Here is a 14,723-nt window from a genome sequence, read left to right on the forward strand (position 1 = left end):
GCCCGTATTCCATTTCCGCCCACCAAAGAACCCATCAAGCGATTCACGCCGACGAAGGCGTGGATTTGTCGAGTGCGTCCGGCAAGCTGCACATCACTGTGCTCGCCGCCGTATCACAGTTCGAGCGCGCTCTACTCATTGAGCACGCGCGGGATTGGCCTGGGCGAAGGCCGGGGGAATCGAATCCGGCAACGGTCGGCGCGAAACCCCAAAAACATCACTTTTTCTGTTGGTCAGTGGGGCCTCAGCTACAGGGAAACCTCTGCTTTGACGCTATCCGCACCTGTCCGGTGCAGGTGGCGAAGCAACTCCAATCGCTTCGGCGTCAGTGCCGTCATCATCTCTTCCAACGAAAGAAACGTTACGTGCCGTTCTTCGAAATTCTCGCCGGCCATCGCCCGCTCGAAAGCCGCTGAGAAACGCCGCCCAACGTCCCGGGCGCTACCCGCGTGCGCGGTCAACTTGCTCATTTCACACTCCGTTGTTGCGATATCGCAATTGTCACGCAACGCGTGCACTACGACGAATCGTCGGACGCACACCTGCCCCACCTAGCCGATACTCGCGCCCGGCACAAACGTTGCGCCCCTCCTCCCAAGCGGATCGCGCTCGAACTCCCCTCATCGCACGATCCCGCCGCTTTCCGGAGGAACGACGATGGGCACCACCAAAGACACTTCCCTGCCGCAATTCGACCGGCCCTTCAGGTTGTTCGCTGCCGATTCGCGCGTACTCGCGCAAAACCCGGCCGGTAAAATCATCGACATCGGCGAACTCGCTTGCCTGCCCGATGGCGCATGCCAGATCACGCTAGACGTCGACGCCGTCGATTCCGGCCCGCAGCGCGATCCGCAAGCCGCCCTTGGCGCGCTCGCCGCTGTCCTGACGTTCGACTACCTCGACGGGTTGTTCACGAGCGAAGACGACGCAAAGTTCGAGGGCTTGATTGAAGCGTTGCCGCATGTCGAATTCACGCTACCTGAGACGATGCCGCGCGAACTCGTCGATCGCAGGCCACCCGAAATCTTCTAGCGCAAGCGCGAACCGCTGTCTAAAGCGGATACCTCAACCGACCAGTCACACAGTCGATCGCTCGTTTCTTCAACGACGCTTTCCGCGCAAACGTTTTTTCTTAGAAAAAAATAGGGCGCCGTCAATTCAACTCGCGTTTTTACTTCCCGCAACAGCATTTTTTTTGTAGATTCTCGTTCGCCATAACTATCCGATCGGGGCCAAGATCGAGGTTTCGGCTTAAGCTTACGATATCCATTCGTTTTATAACAAATAGATTACAATCAAATGAGAAACTACAAACACGTTGTTTTATCGATGGGGTTAGGGTTGTCCGCGTTGTTGGCGGCTTGCGGCGGAGGCGGAAGCAGCAGCACGACCGCCACCGCCCAAAGCAGCCAACCCACGCTTAGCGCGGACCAGCAAACGTTCGAGCAATTCACGCTCGGGTCCAATCAGGCATACCAGGTAAGTTGGTCGCTGCCGATTTCCGGAACACCCTCCGCGGGCTCATACCTCACTGAGGTGCACGCTTCGGTCGCCGCGTCCCCCTTGACCGCCGGCACGCAAGCATTCAACGCGACGACGCCCACTTCGCTTGCCAATACCTTGGCCGTTCCCTCGACTTCGATACCCGGGCGATATTTGATTAACGGCGCGATCGTCGTCGGCTCGCTGTCGCTCAATAACGTGAGCTATCAAGGCACCGCGATTAAAGTCGACTTGCTCTCCGCGGATGGAAGCACGGTCGTCGAAAGCAAATTGCGCAGCAATCTTTCAATCGTGCCCTTGAGCGGCCTCGTGAAATCCGCACCGACCGAGCTTCAACATTGGCTCAGCTTGCTCTACTTCAATCCGGCGCTCCTGAGCTCTTCAGCAAACTGGACGTCCGGCGCTGCCTATCTGCAATATACGGCCACGCAGGCAGCCGACACTTATACGGTTGTCGACTACACCGGCGCCACGACCGGCAACGCGCCGAATCCGGTTGCGACGGGTACGACGATCTCGGCGTTGATGACCGCCGGGGGTATCACGTCGAGTTCGGACGGCACGACCTACACGCTCGGCAACGGTACGGTGTCGACGATCAACGGCGTGAAGACCTATGTCGCCACGGCGGCTCGGCCGAATCTGACGACCACCGAGTACCGGACGTATTACGAGCTCAATGGAAACGTGTACACCGGTAGTCTCATCAAGGCGGGCACGGTCGCCGGAGGCACTGCGTACTGGGTCGCCTCGGGTGGGGGCAACACGGTCAACTACTCGCAGCAGGTTCAGATCCGTCTGAACGCGGCGGCCGTTGCGAGCCTGAAGGCAGCGGTCACGTTCTAAAGGAACGGCTCGCGCCGCAGGTGTCCACGCGGCGCATCAAACGGGAATCGGCCACTCGGCACGGGGGTTGCTGCGAGCAGCGTAGCCCCCTTTTCGAGCGATTAGGCCGTCGGACGTCCGGCGGTCCGACATGCAAGCCATGACGCCTCCTTCCCGCCGCGCACCGGCGGCGCGCGCCGCTCCCGAGTTCGATCTCGATCAGCATCCGCACACGCTCGACGAATGCCGTCGCTGCCCGCTATGGCACGATGCGACGCAAGGCGTGCCCGGCGCCGGGCCCGCGCACGCACCCATCATGCTGGTAGGCGAGCAGCCGGGCGATAGCGAAGATCGCGCCGGCGAGCCGTTCGTCGGCCCCGCCGGTCGTCTGCTCGACGATGCTCTGCGCGAAGCCGGCGTCGCTCGTGGCGCCGTGTTCGTCACCAATGCCGTTAAGCACTTCAAATGGGAACCGCGTGGTAAGCGCCGCATGCACAAGACTCCGGCGCAGCGGGAGGTCGATGCCTGTCGCTACTGGCTCGACCGCGAGCTAACCGCGGTCGCTCCCGCGGTAATCGTCGCGCTCGGCTCGACCGCGCTCAAGGCGCTGCTCGAAGATTCCCGCGCGAGGCTGCAGGATCATCTCGGCAAACGCACCCGCCTCGACGGACGTACCGTGCTCGCCACCTGGCACCCGTCCTATGCGTTGCGCGCCCCCGATTCCGACACGCGCGATCGCGCCTATGCCGACATCGTGCGCACCCTGGCTCACGCCAAGCGAATCGCGCATGCACCGAGTCCGAGCGAACCGGACTGACAAGGGCTGCGACGTATTTCGCATTACTGTTCCCGCGATCGTTTGGCAGTCCCCTGCGAGGGGGCGAAGCAGTCCGAATTCACATCGCATTTCGTCCGCCCACGCGTTTAACAGGCGACCATCCTCTTCCGCGCTTATTTCCGCGACCGGCATGAGGGCATCGATCGATCGCCCTATCACGCAGCGCGGCGGTCGCCTCCAAGGAGAAGAACGTCATGACCGATCCCGTCGTGCGCGTGATCAATCACGCTACCCAAAAGCTCTGCATTGCAGGCGACCCAAACTGGGATGATCAAGCCCTGCTCATCGACGGGCGCGCCACCCACGGCACACGCTGCTTCTCGCCCGGTTCGCGGGCCGAGGTCAGCATTCGCCTTGGCGCCGATACCGAGCCCGAGGAGCAACTCATGGGGGTCATTTTCGCGGATGGAAAAGACTTCAACTACGGGCGCGCAGGCGCCTATCAAACAACGATCGGACATCACTCCGAATCAGGCTTGATGGACGTGACCGATGAACATACTATTCGTACACCTGCCGTGCAGTATTCCGTCGCGAATCAAACGCAGTGGTCGATGGATATGACCTTCACCGATTCCTGACGCATCTCGCACATTCGGCATAGGCTCCGCACGGTTAGGCAAAACGCTTGCTTTCGCTTATCGCATAAGGCGTCGTTGCCCGAGACGGAGGCATTATGCGAATTCGCCGTTTGGCGGCCGTGCTGCTCACTTCGCTCGCGGCCGATGGGTGCTTCACGTTCGTATGCGTGGTGGCTCGCGCAGCCGTGGCAGCCACCACGCAGCCGACCAGCGCCGCCGCCGCGCCGGGGGCGCTGTCACCGGCAATGGATACCCCGCAGCGTCAAGCGGCGGTGGACGGCTTGGCGTCGTTAGCGGTGCATTTACCCGCCGTTGCACCGCCTAGCCGAGCGCGCCGAATTTTCGATGTCGACGACTACCGCACGCTACGCGATGCGACGATCGGCGACGGATTCGAAACCTTTCTCGTCGATCCTCATGCCCTGGTATCGGGCAAGCGACTCGCGCAAGCGCTCTACGGCAGCGGCGTGTGGCGGTTCGTGGTCATGGCGAACGGCAGAGGCGTCGGACTCATTACCGTTGCGCGAATGAACGGCAAATGGTCGATGGTCGAGGCCGGCGCGAGCGAGCTGGCGAACGAAGTCGAATCGGTCGCTGGCCGGTATGCTCGGCAAAGCCCACAGGCGCAGTTGCGTTTCGTCCGTAGTCCGCAAGCCGTCGCCGATTTCATTCAAGTGTCGGCGGCGAACGCGGCCACGCCGGCGAGCGAACCCGTCTACGTGCCACTCTCCAGCGCGAGAGCGCTGCTCGCCCGCGCACGCACCCAGGCAGCAACGCCCGAATCGACCCTATCGGATACCGCGCTCGGCGACCTGCTGCGGCCAAGCGTAGAGCGCGGTCTGAGCGATCCCAAGTTTGCACATTGAGGAGCGTTCACCGTGAACATCAAGACCTGCGCCCGAATCGTTTCTTCCGTGACGCTTGCGGCGTCCCCCATCCTCGTTACGGCTGGTGGACGGCAAATCGACCTGCCGCTGGTGACGCAAACGCATAGCGAGTGGTGCTGGGCAGCGGCCTCGAAGGCGATCCTCGCTTACCGCGGCGTGGCGAGCACGCAGTGCGGCATCGCGAATTGGGTAGGTTCGGTCCGGTATGCCTGCCGGAGTGCGCCGTTCGACTGGAACGACCCAGCCAATTCGCCGAACACGATCGCCGGCACCACCGGCATCAGCGGGATCCTTTGGTCGCTGGGACGCCACGACTCGCGGTACTACAGCGTCCCGCTGTCTTTCGGCAGCGTCGTAGCGGCCGTTGATCGCGGCGACCCCGTGGTCATTCTCTGGACGTGGTGGGGCGGCGGCGGCCACTTCATCGTCGTGCACGGCTACGACGATCGGTACGACACGCTCTTCTTCATGAATCCCTGGCCCGGAGAAGGCGAAGGGTACGGCGACTACCAATGGATGCGCTACGGTTCCGGCAACATGGGCACGCACTCGTGGGCCGAATCGCTCGTCGTCTACTGATCGGCAATCCGGAATCCGCCGCTCTTGCCGCTGCCGATTTCTGCAACGCATGCAGACATGCCTTTGCCTAATTGCCTCCGAAAGTCCGTGCTGTGTGCCGACGTACGATCGCAAGGCAAATCGGGATGCACCGGCACGCGCCATTGACTACGCTGGAATGCATATCGCCTCGCGCTCGACCTAGCGCGCAAAGCACAACGTCGTCAACACCGCCATGGAACGCTATCTCGCGTGCTGTCCCGCACTGCGCGCCCGCTCGCTTGCGCGCCTCGCCGCATTCGGTGCATTGCTCGTCGCATCGGCGTGCACGATTACGCCGCCCTCGCGCCCCCCCGCGGCCGCGCTTCCGCCGCCCGCCGCAGTCAACAGCGTCACGCTCGACCAATATCGGCAAGCGATCGCTCAACGCATCGCAGAGCGCAACCCCTCCTACGTCGCGCATCGTGCGCCGCAAGCGATGCTGCGCTCGCTCGTCGTCGTCGCCTTCACCGTCAACCGCAACGGCGAACTCGTGCGCTCGTCCGTCTACAGGACCAACGGCGACGACGAGGCCGAGGCGACCGCGCTCGCCTCATTGCGCCGCGCCGCGCCGTTGCCCGCGCCGCCGGCCAAGTTGCTCAACCGGCTCGGCCAGGTCGAAATCATGGAAGACTGGCTGTTCAACGACGACGGCAGGTTCCAGATGCGGGAGCTCGCCGCGCCGCAAGCGCTCACATTCGATTGAGGCGCCTCCGCGCGGCGCTGCTCGTTGGCGTGCGCCGCGCACGCTCGCTATAATTTTTCCCACCGCGCCGCCGGCTCTCCGGCCCATGTTCGCGGCGCGGCGCCTATCCGGCCCCGCGCCGCGAACTCGAGCTTCATCCACTCCCTACGCACCTCTGCTTAATCACGGGCCTGCCAGCGCTCCCCGCGCGAGCGCGCAGCGACCACCATCCGGAGACCCGTTATGTCCGTTTCGCCGTCATCGCCTTCTATGACATCCACGCCCGACGCGGCTACCGCTTCGAGTCGATCGCGCATCGTCTTCGCCAGCTTCATCGGCACGGCGATCGAGTTCTACGATTTCTACGTCTACGCCACCGCCGCCGCGCTCGTCATCGGTCCCGTGTTCTTTCCGCACGGTTCGGCGATGGCGCAGGCGCTCTCCGCGTTCGTCACGTTCGGCATCGCCTTCGTCGCCCGCCCGATCGGCTCGTTCCTGTTCGGTCACTTCGGCGATCGCATCGGTCGTAAGTCAACGCTCGTTGCCTCGCTGCTCGTCATGGGACTCTCGACGACGCTGATCGGCTTCTTGCCCGGCTATGACGCCATCGGTTCGCTGGCCCCCGTGCTGCTCTGCATCTTGCGCTTCGGCCAAGGCATCGGCCTCGGCGGCGAATGGGGCGGCGCCGCCCTGCTCGCGACCGAGAATGCGCCGGCTGGCCGCCGCGGGTGGTTCGGCATGTTTCCGCAGCTCGGCCCGTCGGTGGGCTTCTTGGCGTCCAACGGCCTCTTCTTCACGTTGGCGCTCACGCTTTCGGATGAACAGTTCCGCTCCTGGGGATGGCGCGTACCGTTCGTCGCCAGCGCCGTGCTCGTCGCGCTTGGGCTATACGTGCGCCTCAAGATCGCGGAAACGCCGGCGTTCCGCGCCGCCATCGAACGCGCCGAGCGCGTGCGCGTCCCGCTCGTTTCGTTGATCGCGCACCACAGCCGCGCAACGATCGCGGGCGCGTGCGCCATGGTCGTCTGCTACACGCTGTTCTACATTTCGACAGTGTTCACGCTGTCGTACGGTGTGTCGACGCTGCATTTCTCGCGCCAAAGCTTCCTCGGCATGCTCTGTTTCGCGGTGCTGTTCATGGCGCTCGCCACGCCGCTCGCCGCGTGGGCCAGCGATCGCTTCGGCCGCAGGCCCGTGCTGATGGTCGGCATCGTTGCGGCCATCGCATCGGGCTTCACGATGGCGCCGCTCGTCGGCAGCGGTTCGCCCGCGCTCGTCACGCTTTTCTTGACGCTCGAGCTATTCCTGATGGGCATCACGTTCGCACCGATGGGCGCACTGCTGCCCGAACTGTTTCCCACCGCGGTGCGCTACACCGGGGCGGGTGTGGCCTACAACCTGGGCGGCATTCTCGGCGCCTCGGTCGCACCCTACATCGCCCAAATGCTCGCCACGCAAGGCGGCCTGGCATGGGTCGGCGGCTACGTGTCGGCGGCGGCCGCCGTAAGCCTGATCGCCGTGCTCGCCATGCGCGAAACGCGAGACGTTCCGCTCGCCTGAGCGCGATCGATCACGGCCCGCGGCGCTCGCGCGGCGCCCTCACGTCCGACGTCGCGCGGGCGAGCCGCGCCGCGCCGACGGAGCCTGGCGCCATGGCCCGCGGGGCCTTCCATGCCACAGCCACACGCGCAAGCAGCAGCAGGGCCGACACGGCGACGATGTCGCCGAGGAGTCTGACGAAGACGTTCGTTTCGGCGTGAACGAGGCGAACGCCCGTATCGATTGCAATCGACACGACCGTGCCGCCGACGAAACAAACGAGCCCTTGCCTGCCCACGGTTACGACAGCAGGCAAGCGTTCGGCCAGCGTTTTCAACCATCCCACGCGCGCCGCCTGCGCACACAGCCAAGCCAGCGCGAAAAAGCTGACGACGCGCACGCTCGCGAGGTTCTGCTTCATGAAGCCGGGCGTCGGATGCGTATCGATACACACCTTCACGAACGTAAACGCGAGCGCCACCGCGAAGGCCGCGCCCGTCAATGCATGGCCGATGTTCGACGTCTGCATTTGCAGCGGTACCGGATGGAGACGGCACAGTACGCCGAGCATGAACAACAACTGCCAGGCGAACGGATTGAACGGCCAATCGGCCACGCCCGGCAGGCTCGCCGCGAACCACGGCGCTCCGAGCCAGATGGCCAAGCTGAGCGCAAACAACGCCACGGGCATGCGACGAGCAAGCGGCACCGCGAGCGGAACGCTCAGTGCATAGATCAGGTACATCGGCAGTACGGCCGATAAAAACGGCTGGCGACGCAATAAAGCGATGTCGACGATACCTTTCATCGGCCGGTGGACGAACGCGGCCCATCCCGAATCGGCCGCAAGCGGCGAGACGACGGGCAACGAAGCGAGAACGGCGCCGCAGCCGAGCATCAGCGCGGCCGTGAGGAGATAGGCGCGATAGATTTCCCACGTGCGCTTGAGAAAACGCAGCCGTGCTGCCGGCTCGCCTTGTCGAGCCGCGATACCGGCGTAGCCCGCCGCCGATGCATAGCCGCCCAGGAAAACGAATACCTCGGCCGCGTCGCAGTACGCGTAGTTGTGCAGCATCGCGTGAGCGAGCACGCTTACGGGAATATGATCGATGGCGATGACGAGCAGCACGATGCCGCGCAGCAAATCGACTTCGACCGATCGTCCCTTGGACGAAACCATCGGAAGCACCTCCTTTCTCCACGGCTGACGCACACGGCGGTATCTTTGGTCAGCCCCGCCGATTGGTTCACCCGGACGGCGAAAAATTCCTCGCTCCGAAAACTTTTAGTCGCATGCTGCGGCGTGGCGGGCCACCCTGAACTGCGGACACATGGGGGCTTTCACGGACTTGCCCCCGAAAACCGCACGCTTATACTGCCCCTAGATGCACACATCGAAGACATTTTGTGCACATCATCTCAAGGGGAAAACGGCGATGAACATCCGCATCGAGAACGCCGATATCGTGGCCATTCTTGCGCTGGCCCTGCTCATCGGGCTGCTGCTTGCTGTACGCTTTCGCCCCAAAACCTGGGCCGCCATCGTTCTCGAAGCCGTCTTGGCGAACGCCGCGGCGTTCGGCGCGGTCCTCGCCGTCGAAGCGCTGCTGGCCTGAACCCATGCGGCGCGACCGCGCCGTCGCCGACGGTCAACGTTCGTAGTAATAGCCGTCGTGATGGTGGTGGTAATAGCCACCGCCGTAATATCCGTAGTAGCCGGGCGCGGGCGCGATCACGCAGCCACCGAGCAGCAACGCGATCAACGTACCTGCAATCAATAAACCGGTCGAGCGTTTCATTTTGTATCTCCTAGCGTCGCTGTTCATAGGTTCGACAGCAGGTCGAACGATTGCGATTGAACAGCACGGCAGGCATGCCCATCGTTGCAATTTGTAAGCATCGGACGGCCGTTATTACAACGTCGAGCCATTCGCTCGGCCGGTCCCGCGCCGGGCGGACTGCCTGCCGGTCGACGCGCAATACGCGGCGACAGATTTAACAGAGTCGTAATCCAATTGCATCGCTCGGCATGGGGTTCCACGAGGCGACGGATCGTCGGCATTTTGGGGCACGGCCATTGCGCACTTATAATCGTCGCTTTAGCCACCGAGAACCATGGTCCGGACTACGCTTTTCCAACCTGCCGGCGTCGTCCGACGCGCCCGCCAGATTTGGCGCCGCTATGGCGTTTTTTGGCTAGGCGCGATTGCCGTCGGCCTCGTGGCCGTGTTCTACGCCAAGCTGATCGACTGGGGTTACGACCAGTTTCGCGTCATGCAGCAAGGCCATGCATGGCTGCCGCTGATCGTTACGCCGGCAATCTCCGCCGCATGCGTCTGGCTCACGCGGCAGTTCTTCCGCGGCGCCGAGGGCAGCGGTATTCCTCAGGTCATCGCCGCCCTGCACGAAGGCACCGCCACGCTAGGGCCGCGCACCCTTTCCCTGAAACTGCTCGGCGGGAAAATTCTCGTTTCCCTGCTCGCTATCCTGGGCGGCTTCACGATCGGCCGCGAAGGGCCGACCGTCCAGGTCGGCGCCGCCCTCATGTACAACCTGCGGCGGCTTTATCCGCGTTCGAATGCGCTGATCGAGCGCCAGCTGGTTTTGGCCGGGGCGGCCGCGGGACTATCGGCGGCCTTCAATACGCCGCTCGCGGGCATCGTCTTCGCCATCGAGGAACTGACGCGCAGCTTCGAAGCACGCGCGAGCGGCGTGCTGATCACGGCCATCATCATCGCGGGCGTGATCGCGCTCGGGCTGAATGGCAACTACACCTACTTCGGCACGATCGAGATCGGTGCGCACTTCCCCGACCTGCTGGCCGTCGCCGTGGTGCTCACGGCCGTCGTGACCGGCATCGCGGGCGGCATCTTCGGCTGGCTGCTGCTGCACACGTCGCGCTGGTTGCCGGCGCCGCTCGTGCAAATGCACCGCGAACGCCCCGTGTTATTCGGCGCGCTTTGCGGCCTCGCGATAGCGGTCGTCGGTCTCGTTTCGGGCGGAACGACGTTCGGCAGCGGCTACGCCGAAGCCCGCGGGCTGCTCGACGGCCGCGAGCAATTGTCGTTGTTCTACCCATTGCTGAAAATGGCGTCGATGGTGGGCTCGTATCTGCCGGGCATCCCAGGCGGGATCTTCGCGCCGTCGCTGTCTATCGGCGCGGGTTTCGGCAATGTGCTGCATACGGTTTTCAGCAGCATGCAGTTGCCGATGCTCATCGCGCTCGCGATGGTCGGCTATCTGGCGGCGGTGACGCAGTCGCCGATCACGTCGTTCGTGCTCGTCATGGAAATGATCAACGGGCATGCGCTCGTGATCTCGCTCATGGCGACCGCGCTGATTTCGAGCCGCGTCGCGCGGCTGTTCGCGCCGCCGCTTTACGAGGCGCTCGCCCTTCGCTATATGACGCCGCCTGCCGCACAGCCTGCGCCCGTGCAGCCGGAATCGCCGAAGACGCTCGAGCCGTTGTTCGAAGACGAAAACGACGAAGAAGGCGAGCGCGCGGCGCAACCGGATGCGCCGCGCGATTGATCGCCACAGCCGAAGGCGCGGGCGTTAGCCGGCATGAGTTCGGCTCAGCGCGCCCAGTGCCCCGGCACCCAGACCCAATTCGGCCCGCGCCGCGCCCAGTGGCCGGGGCGCCAAGCGTAACCGACGCGGACGCGCTGCCAGTGACCGGGTACCCAGACGTAGCGGCCGCGATCCCAGCGCCAATGGCCGCGATCCCAGACATAGCCCGTGCGCGGCGCGGGGACAGCCTCGTAACGGATGGGGGGCGGTGCGCTCGGCGCGACGAGGACGACCTCGGCGGCGGATGCCGACGCGCTGACGGCAAACGTGCCGGCGCAGGTCAGCGCGAGCTGAGCGAGCAGTAAACGGGTGGTTGTTTTCATGATGACCTCGCGATTCTTGGTGAGTAACGTCGCGTCATGACGTTACTTCCAATAATGCGCCAGGTCGCGATTGCGACGACAACGGCCGCATTACCGAGGGGCCGAAAGTGCAACCGAATATTTTCTAGCCCGCGCGGAAGTGGCGGGCTAGAAGGATGTGCATCAACGATGGGCGCAGCGCCTGCTAAGCCTGAGGGATTTCGATCTTGACCTCGAGCACCTCGAGATCGTCCTGCCGCTCGAGGCTGACGCGAATATCGTCGTCGGAGATCTTGACGTACTTCGAGATCACGGCGACGAGCTCGCGTTGCAACGCGGGCAGGTAATCGGCGGGCGGATGGCCGCCCGCTCGCTCGTGCGCGATGATGAGCTGCAGGCGTTCCTTCGCCACCGCCGCAGACTTCTTCTTCTCGCCGAGCAAGAACGACAAAATCGACATAGCGTGCGTCCTCCTTAGCGGGTGCCGAAGAGGCGCTGCAACAGGCCCGGCTTCTGGTAATCGGTGAAACGCAGTTCCTTGTCCTCGCCCAAAAAGCGCGCGACCACGTCCTTGTACGCTTCGGCCACATCGGTGCCGTCCATGTGCACGGCGGGCAGCCCCTGGTTCGATGCGTGCAGCACGGCCTCCGACTCGGGCACGACGCCGATCAGATCGATACGCAGGATTTCTTGGATGTCCGATAGCGAGAGCATTTCGCCTTCGCTGACGCGCTTCGGGTTGTAGCGCGTAATGAGCAGGTGCTCCTTGATGGGATCCTTGCCCTCGATCGCGCGCTTGGTCTTCGACGAAAGAATGCCGAGGATGCGGTCGGAATCGCGTACCGACGACACTTCCGGATTCGTCACGACGAGCGCCTCGTCGGCGAAATGCATCGCGAGCAGCGCGCCCGATTCGATGCCGGCCGGCGAATCGCAGACGATGTAATCGAAACCCATGCCGGCGAGATCGTTCATCACCTTCTCGACGCCTTCGAGCGTGAGCGCATCCTTATCGCGCGTTTGCGAGGCCGGCAGGATGAACAGGTTTTCGCACTTCTTGTCCTTGATGAGCGCCTGATTCAGGTTCGCTTCGCCCTGGATCACGTTGATGAAGTCGTACACGACGCGGCGCTCGCAGCCCATGATGAGATCGAGGTTGCGCAGCCCGACATCGAAGTCGATCACGACCGTTTTGTTGCCTCGCAGCGCGAGACCCGACGCGAAGCTCGCGCTCGTGGTCGTTTTGCCCACGCCGCCCTTGCCCGAAGTCACCACAACGATTTTTGCCATTTCCCCTTACCCTGTGTTCGTCAATTCCGTCAGTTCAGTCCGGCGCGCTCGGCCTATTCGGCCTATTCGGCTTACGTGAGCCGCAGCGGCTCGATCATCAATTTTTCGTCGGCGAGGCGAATTTGCACCGACTTGCCGATCACGTCGGCCGGCAACGGATTCTCCGTCGTGCGATAGATGCCGGCGATCGAAATCAGTTCCGGCTCCAGGCACGTGCAGAAGATCCGCGCGCCGTGATTGCCGTGCACCCCCGCGAGCGCCCGACCGCGCAGCGGCGCATAGATATGAATGTTGCCTTCGGCGATGACCTCGGCGCCGTAGCTCACTAGCCCGAGCACGACGAGATCGCCTTTCGCATAAACCTGCTGCCCCGAGCGCAGCGGCTTGTCGATGACGAGCGTCTGCGCGGGCGCGGGGACGACCGCTGCCGCGACTGAATTCGCTCCGGCGCCGGCCGGTTGCTCGGGCGGCGTCTGCTCCGCCGGCTGCACCGCATCGGTCTTGCCGCCGGCCGCTGCGCGCCGGTCGCGTGCTTCGACGAGCGGCAACCCGCCGTCGGCGGCCCATTCGCGCTGCGCTTGCGCCGCGACGACCCCGATCGGGCGCATGCGCACGGCATCGAGCAGTTGCGCGATGTCGGCGATCGACGCGCGTTCGTTCTCGCCCAGACGGCGCACGTCGATCGTCACCACTTCGCCCGAAAAGAACTCTGGCGTCGCCTCGAAGCGACGCGTGAGCTCGCTCTTGAGCGCGTCGAGGTCAGTGGTTTTGACGACGAATTGGAGCGCGTCGACGGAGCCGCTGCGAAGTTCGAAGAATGGCGTTTTGTTCAGCGACATGGGGCGTTGCAGCAAAAAATTTTGCGTATTTTACAGGGGTCTACGCGCCGAGCCAGAATTTTTCCGATTGAGCGCCACCGCCTCGCGGGCGCGAGGTGTGCGAACGCGAGCGATGCAGGTAGCTGGAAATAAATGCAAACTACGCTTGCTTGACGTGCCGAACGAGCAGCGTTTGCCACTCTTGCGGCGCCCGGGCGATCGATTGATGTTCGCCGGTCGGGCCGAAACCCAGCGCCTCGTAAAAGCGCATGGCGTTGCGGTTGGCGTCGGCCACCCATGCGTAGATCTCGTGTGCGCCTCGCTCGGCCAGCCACGCGGCCGCCGAGTTCACGAGCAATTCGCCGCCGTGCAGATGACGCACGGCCGGCGCGACCCACAGGGCGCAGACGAAGCCCTTGCGCTCGGGTGTCTCGTCGAAGTACGCGCCGACGAGACCCGCGGGGTGCCCTTCGGTGTACAGAATGAACGACGCGGAGGTGTCGGACACGGCATGACGCGCCGCGGCGGCATTGAACGTTTCTGCCTGTTCGGATAGGGCTTCTTCGAGCGTTTCGTCGAAGGCATAAGGCGCGTCGCGCAACGCGGCGGCGCGCAACTCGCGCAGCATGGGGCCCTGATCGGCGGCGATACGGCGAACAGTCAGCGATGAACTCATGAGACTCCGATTGTCGCAGTGGATTGCTAACGCGTAGCTTCGTCCCAACGGGCGGGCGAGTCAAATCGATATTTAAGCGGTAGGCGAAAAGCGCGTCTACGGCACGGCATTGTGCAAAGCACAATCGAAGGCGCAAGTGCGCTCACCCCTTCGCAGCGTAGATGTCCGGGCGCACGATTTCCATGTGCCGCTCCGGACTTGCGAGCGCGGAAAACCCGTGCGGGCGATACAGGTCGTGCGCATCGTTCGTGACCAGCATGATACGACGCAGGCCTTTGAGCAGATCCGAATCGAAAATGTGCCGCATCAGCGCCTGCCCATAGCCGCGTTTCCGATAAGCCGGCAGGACGAACACATCGCATAGATAAGCGAAGGTGGCGCTGTCGGTGACGAGCCGCGCGAAAGCGACTTGCCGCCCATCGATATACGCGCCGAAGCAGGTCGATCCGTCGACGGCGCGCTCGAGCGTTTTTCTCGGGATGCCCTTGGACCAATAGGCGTGGTCGCGCAAAAACGTGTGAATCATGTCGATGTCGAGCGCTGCTTTGTCGCTTGAAATACGCAAGTCGTCGTGCTGCATGGCGTCCTCTTTCGTTATCGCACCGCTTACGC

The 14,723-nt window shown here is 63.5% G+C and carries 19 protein-coding genes; 10 read left to right on the top strand and 9 right to left on the bottom strand.

Annotated elements, in window-relative coordinates; genetic code table 11:
• Positions 1–248: 248 nt before the first annotated feature.
• Positions 249–470: an HVO_A0114 family putative DNA-binding protein gene (locus tag ACTHNR_RS18010; protein WP_440549022.1), complete on the bottom strand. Its 222-nt coding sequence runs from the start codon at positions 468–470 to the stop codon at positions 249–251.
• Between the two features lie 187 nt (positions 471–657).
• On the opposite strand from ACTHNR_RS18010, the gene ACTHNR_RS18015 reads away from it, so the two are divergent.
• From ACTHNR_RS18015 to ACTHNR_RS18050, 8 genes are all read left to right on the top strand, one after another.
• A complete protein-coding gene (locus ACTHNR_RS18015; RefSeq protein ID WP_440549023.1) occupies positions 658–1,032 on the top strand; it encodes a hypothetical protein in 375 nt (124 codons plus the stop codon).
• 267 nt (positions 1,033–1,299) lie between these two features.
• The gene (locus tag ACTHNR_RS18020; protein ID WP_440549024.1) at positions 1,300–2,349 is read left to right on the top strand and encodes a hypothetical protein; all 1,050 of its coding nucleotides are present in this window, start codon (positions 1,300–1,302) and stop codon (positions 2,347–2,349) included.
• A 130-nt stretch (positions 2,350–2,479) separates the two neighbouring features.
• The gene (locus tag ACTHNR_RS18025) at positions 2,480–3,145 is read left to right on the top strand and encodes a UdgX family uracil-DNA binding protein (RefSeq protein WP_440549025.1); all 666 of its coding nucleotides are present in this window, start codon (positions 2,480–2,482) and stop codon (positions 3,143–3,145) included.
• 215 nt (positions 3,146–3,360) lie between these two features.
• Entirely contained in the window at positions 3,361–3,747 is a 387-nt protein-coding gene (locus ACTHNR_RS18030; protein WP_440549026.1) for a hypothetical protein, read from the top strand.
• Between the two features lie 95 nt (positions 3,748–3,842).
• Positions 3,843–4,613 (top strand): hypothetical protein, encoded by a 771-nt coding sequence (locus ACTHNR_RS18035; RefSeq protein ID WP_440549027.1) that lies wholly within the window; start codon positions 3,843–3,845, stop codon positions 4,611–4,613.
• 12 nt (positions 4,614–4,625) lie between these two features.
• Positions 4,626–5,213, top strand: coding sequence for a C39 family peptidase (locus ACTHNR_RS18040; RefSeq protein ID WP_440549028.1), 588 nt, complete (start codon positions 4,626–4,628; stop codon positions 5,211–5,213).
• Between the two features lie 214 nt (positions 5,214–5,427).
• Positions 5,428–5,937 (top strand): TonB family protein, encoded by a 510-nt coding sequence (locus ACTHNR_RS18045; protein ID WP_440549029.1) that lies wholly within the window; start codon positions 5,428–5,430, stop codon positions 5,935–5,937.
• Between the two features lie 222 nt (positions 5,938–6,159).
• The gene (locus ACTHNR_RS18050; protein ID WP_440549030.1) at positions 6,160–7,476 is read left to right on the top strand and encodes an MFS transporter; all 1,317 of its coding nucleotides are present in this window, start codon (positions 6,160–6,162) and stop codon (positions 7,474–7,476) included.
• Positions 7,477–7,486: 10 nt separating this feature from the next.
• Here the strand turns inward: ACTHNR_RS18050 and ACTHNR_RS18055 are convergent, their stop codons facing one another.
• On the bottom strand, positions 7,487–8,635 hold the full coding sequence (locus ACTHNR_RS18055) for an OpgC domain-containing protein (protein ID WP_440549031.1): 1,149 nt from the start codon (positions 8,633–8,635) through the stop codon (positions 7,487–7,489).
• A 256-nt stretch (positions 8,636–8,891) separates the two neighbouring features.
• On the opposite strand from ACTHNR_RS18055, the gene ACTHNR_RS18060 reads away from it, so the two are divergent.
• Positions 8,892–9,071, top strand: a complete 180-nt coding sequence (locus tag ACTHNR_RS18060) for a hypothetical protein (protein ID WP_440549032.1) — start codon at positions 8,892–8,894, stop codon at positions 9,069–9,071.
• A gap of 33 nt (positions 9,072–9,104) precedes the next feature.
• On the opposite strand, the gene ACTHNR_RS18065 is transcribed toward ACTHNR_RS18060, so the two are convergent.
• The gene (locus tag ACTHNR_RS18065; RefSeq protein ID WP_440549033.1) at positions 9,105–9,254 is read right to left on the bottom strand and encodes a hypothetical protein; all 150 of its coding nucleotides are present in this window, start codon (positions 9,252–9,254) and stop codon (positions 9,105–9,107) included.
• Between the two features lie 316 nt (positions 9,255–9,570).
• On the opposite strand from ACTHNR_RS18065, the gene ACTHNR_RS18070 reads away from it, so the two are divergent.
• A complete protein-coding gene (locus tag ACTHNR_RS18070; RefSeq protein WP_440549034.1) occupies positions 9,571–10,986 on the top strand; it encodes a chloride channel protein in 1,416 nt (471 codons plus the stop codon).
• A 44-nt stretch (positions 10,987–11,030) separates the two neighbouring features.
• Here ACTHNR_RS18070 and ACTHNR_RS18075 read toward each other — a convergent pair whose 3' ends face one another.
• The 6 genes from ACTHNR_RS18075 to ACTHNR_RS18100 form a co-directional block, all read right to left on the bottom strand.
• Positions 11,031–11,348 (bottom strand): YXWGXW repeat-containing protein, encoded by a 318-nt coding sequence (locus ACTHNR_RS18075; protein WP_440549035.1) that lies wholly within the window; start codon positions 11,346–11,348, stop codon positions 11,031–11,033.
• Between the two features lie 184 nt (positions 11,349–11,532).
• Positions 11,533–11,787: a cell division topological specificity factor MinE gene (gene minE, locus ACTHNR_RS18080; protein ID WP_102608594.1), complete on the bottom strand. Its 255-nt coding sequence runs from the start codon at positions 11,785–11,787 to the stop codon at positions 11,533–11,535.
• A 14-nt stretch (positions 11,788–11,801) separates the two neighbouring features.
• Positions 11,802–12,617 carry a septum site-determining protein MinD gene (gene minD, locus ACTHNR_RS18085; RefSeq protein ID WP_440549036.1) on the bottom strand — a complete coding sequence of 272 codons (816 nt, stop codon included), beginning with the start codon at positions 12,615–12,617 and terminating at the stop codon, positions 11,802–11,804.
• 71 nt (positions 12,618–12,688) lie between these two features.
• Positions 12,689–13,456, bottom strand: coding sequence for a septum site-determining protein MinC (gene minC, locus ACTHNR_RS18090; protein WP_440549037.1), 768 nt, complete (start codon positions 13,454–13,456; stop codon positions 12,689–12,691).
• A 139-nt stretch (positions 13,457–13,595) separates the two neighbouring features.
• Positions 13,596–14,111, bottom strand: a complete 516-nt coding sequence (locus tag ACTHNR_RS18095) for a GNAT family N-acetyltransferase (protein ID WP_440549038.1) — start codon at positions 14,109–14,111, stop codon at positions 13,596–13,598.
• Positions 14,112–14,253: 142 nt separating this feature from the next.
• Complete coding sequence (locus ACTHNR_RS18100) at positions 14,254–14,691, bottom strand: GNAT family N-acetyltransferase (RefSeq protein WP_440549039.1); 438 nt, start codon at positions 14,689–14,691, stop codon at positions 14,254–14,256.
• Positions 14,692–14,723: the final 32 nt, after the last annotated feature.

The sequence above is a fragment of the Trinickia sp. genome (genome assembly GCF_051954495.1).
Classification (GTDB): domain Bacteria; phylum Pseudomonadota; class Gammaproteobacteria; order Burkholderiales; family Burkholderiaceae; genus Trinickia.

Coding starts and splice junctions, on each gene's coding strand:
- ACTHNR_RS18025 (WP_440549025.1), top strand. CDS start 2,480: ATGCAAGCCATGACGCCTCCTTCCCGCCGCGCACCGGCGGCGCGCGCC.
- ACTHNR_RS18055 (WP_440549031.1), bottom strand. CDS start 8,635: ATGGTTTCGTCCAAGGGACGATCGGTCGAAGTCGATTTGCTGCGCGGC.
- ACTHNR_RS18060 (WP_440549032.1), top strand. CDS start 8,892: ATGAACATCCGCATCGAGAACGCCGATATCGTGGCCATTCTTGCGCTG.
- ACTHNR_RS18020 (WP_440549024.1), top strand. CDS start 1,300: ATGAGAAACTACAAACACGTTGTTTTATCGATGGGGTTAGGGTTGTCC.
- ACTHNR_RS18030 (WP_440549026.1), top strand. CDS start 3,361: ATGACCGATCCCGTCGTGCGCGTGATCAATCACGCTACCCAAAAGCTC.
- ACTHNR_RS18070 (WP_440549034.1), top strand. CDS start 9,571: ATGGTCCGGACTACGCTTTTCCAACCTGCCGGCGTCGTCCGACGCGCC.
- ACTHNR_RS18095 (WP_440549038.1), bottom strand. CDS start 14,111: ATGAGTTCATCGCTGACTGTTCGCCGTATCGCCGCCGATCAGGGCCCC.
- ACTHNR_RS18015 (WP_440549023.1), top strand. CDS start 658: ATGGGCACCACCAAAGACACTTCCCTGCCGCAATTCGACCGGCCCTTC.
- ACTHNR_RS18065 (WP_440549033.1), bottom strand. CDS start 9,254: ATGAAACGCTCGACCGGTTTATTGATTGCAGGTACGTTGATCGCGTTG.
- ACTHNR_RS18050 (WP_440549030.1), top strand. CDS start 6,160: ATGTCCGTTTCGCCGTCATCGCCTTCTATGACATCCACGCCCGACGCG.
- minD (WP_440549036.1), bottom strand. CDS start 12,617: ATGGCAAAAATCGTTGTGGTGACTTCGGGCAAGGGCGGCGTGGGCAAA.
- ACTHNR_RS18045 (WP_440549029.1), top strand. CDS start 5,428: ATGGAACGCTATCTCGCGTGCTGTCCCGCACTGCGCGCCCGCTCGCTT.
- ACTHNR_RS18100 (WP_440549039.1), bottom strand. CDS start 14,691: ATGCAGCACGACGACTTGCGTATTTCAAGCGACAAAGCAGCGCTCGAC.
- minE (WP_102608594.1), bottom strand. CDS start 11,787: ATGTCGATTTTGTCGTTCTTGCTCGGCGAGAAGAAGAAGTCTGCGGCG.
- minC (WP_440549037.1), bottom strand. CDS start 13,456: ATGTCGCTGAACAAAACGCCATTCTTCGAACTTCGCAGCGGCTCCGTC.
- ACTHNR_RS18010 (WP_440549022.1), bottom strand. CDS start 470: ATGAGCAAGTTGACCGCGCACGCGGGTAGCGCCCGGGACGTTGGGCGG.
- ACTHNR_RS18035 (WP_440549027.1), top strand. CDS start 3,843: ATGCGAATTCGCCGTTTGGCGGCCGTGCTGCTCACTTCGCTCGCGGCC.
- ACTHNR_RS18075 (WP_440549035.1), bottom strand. CDS start 11,348: ATGAAAACAACCACCCGTTTACTGCTCGCTCAGCTCGCGCTGACCTGC.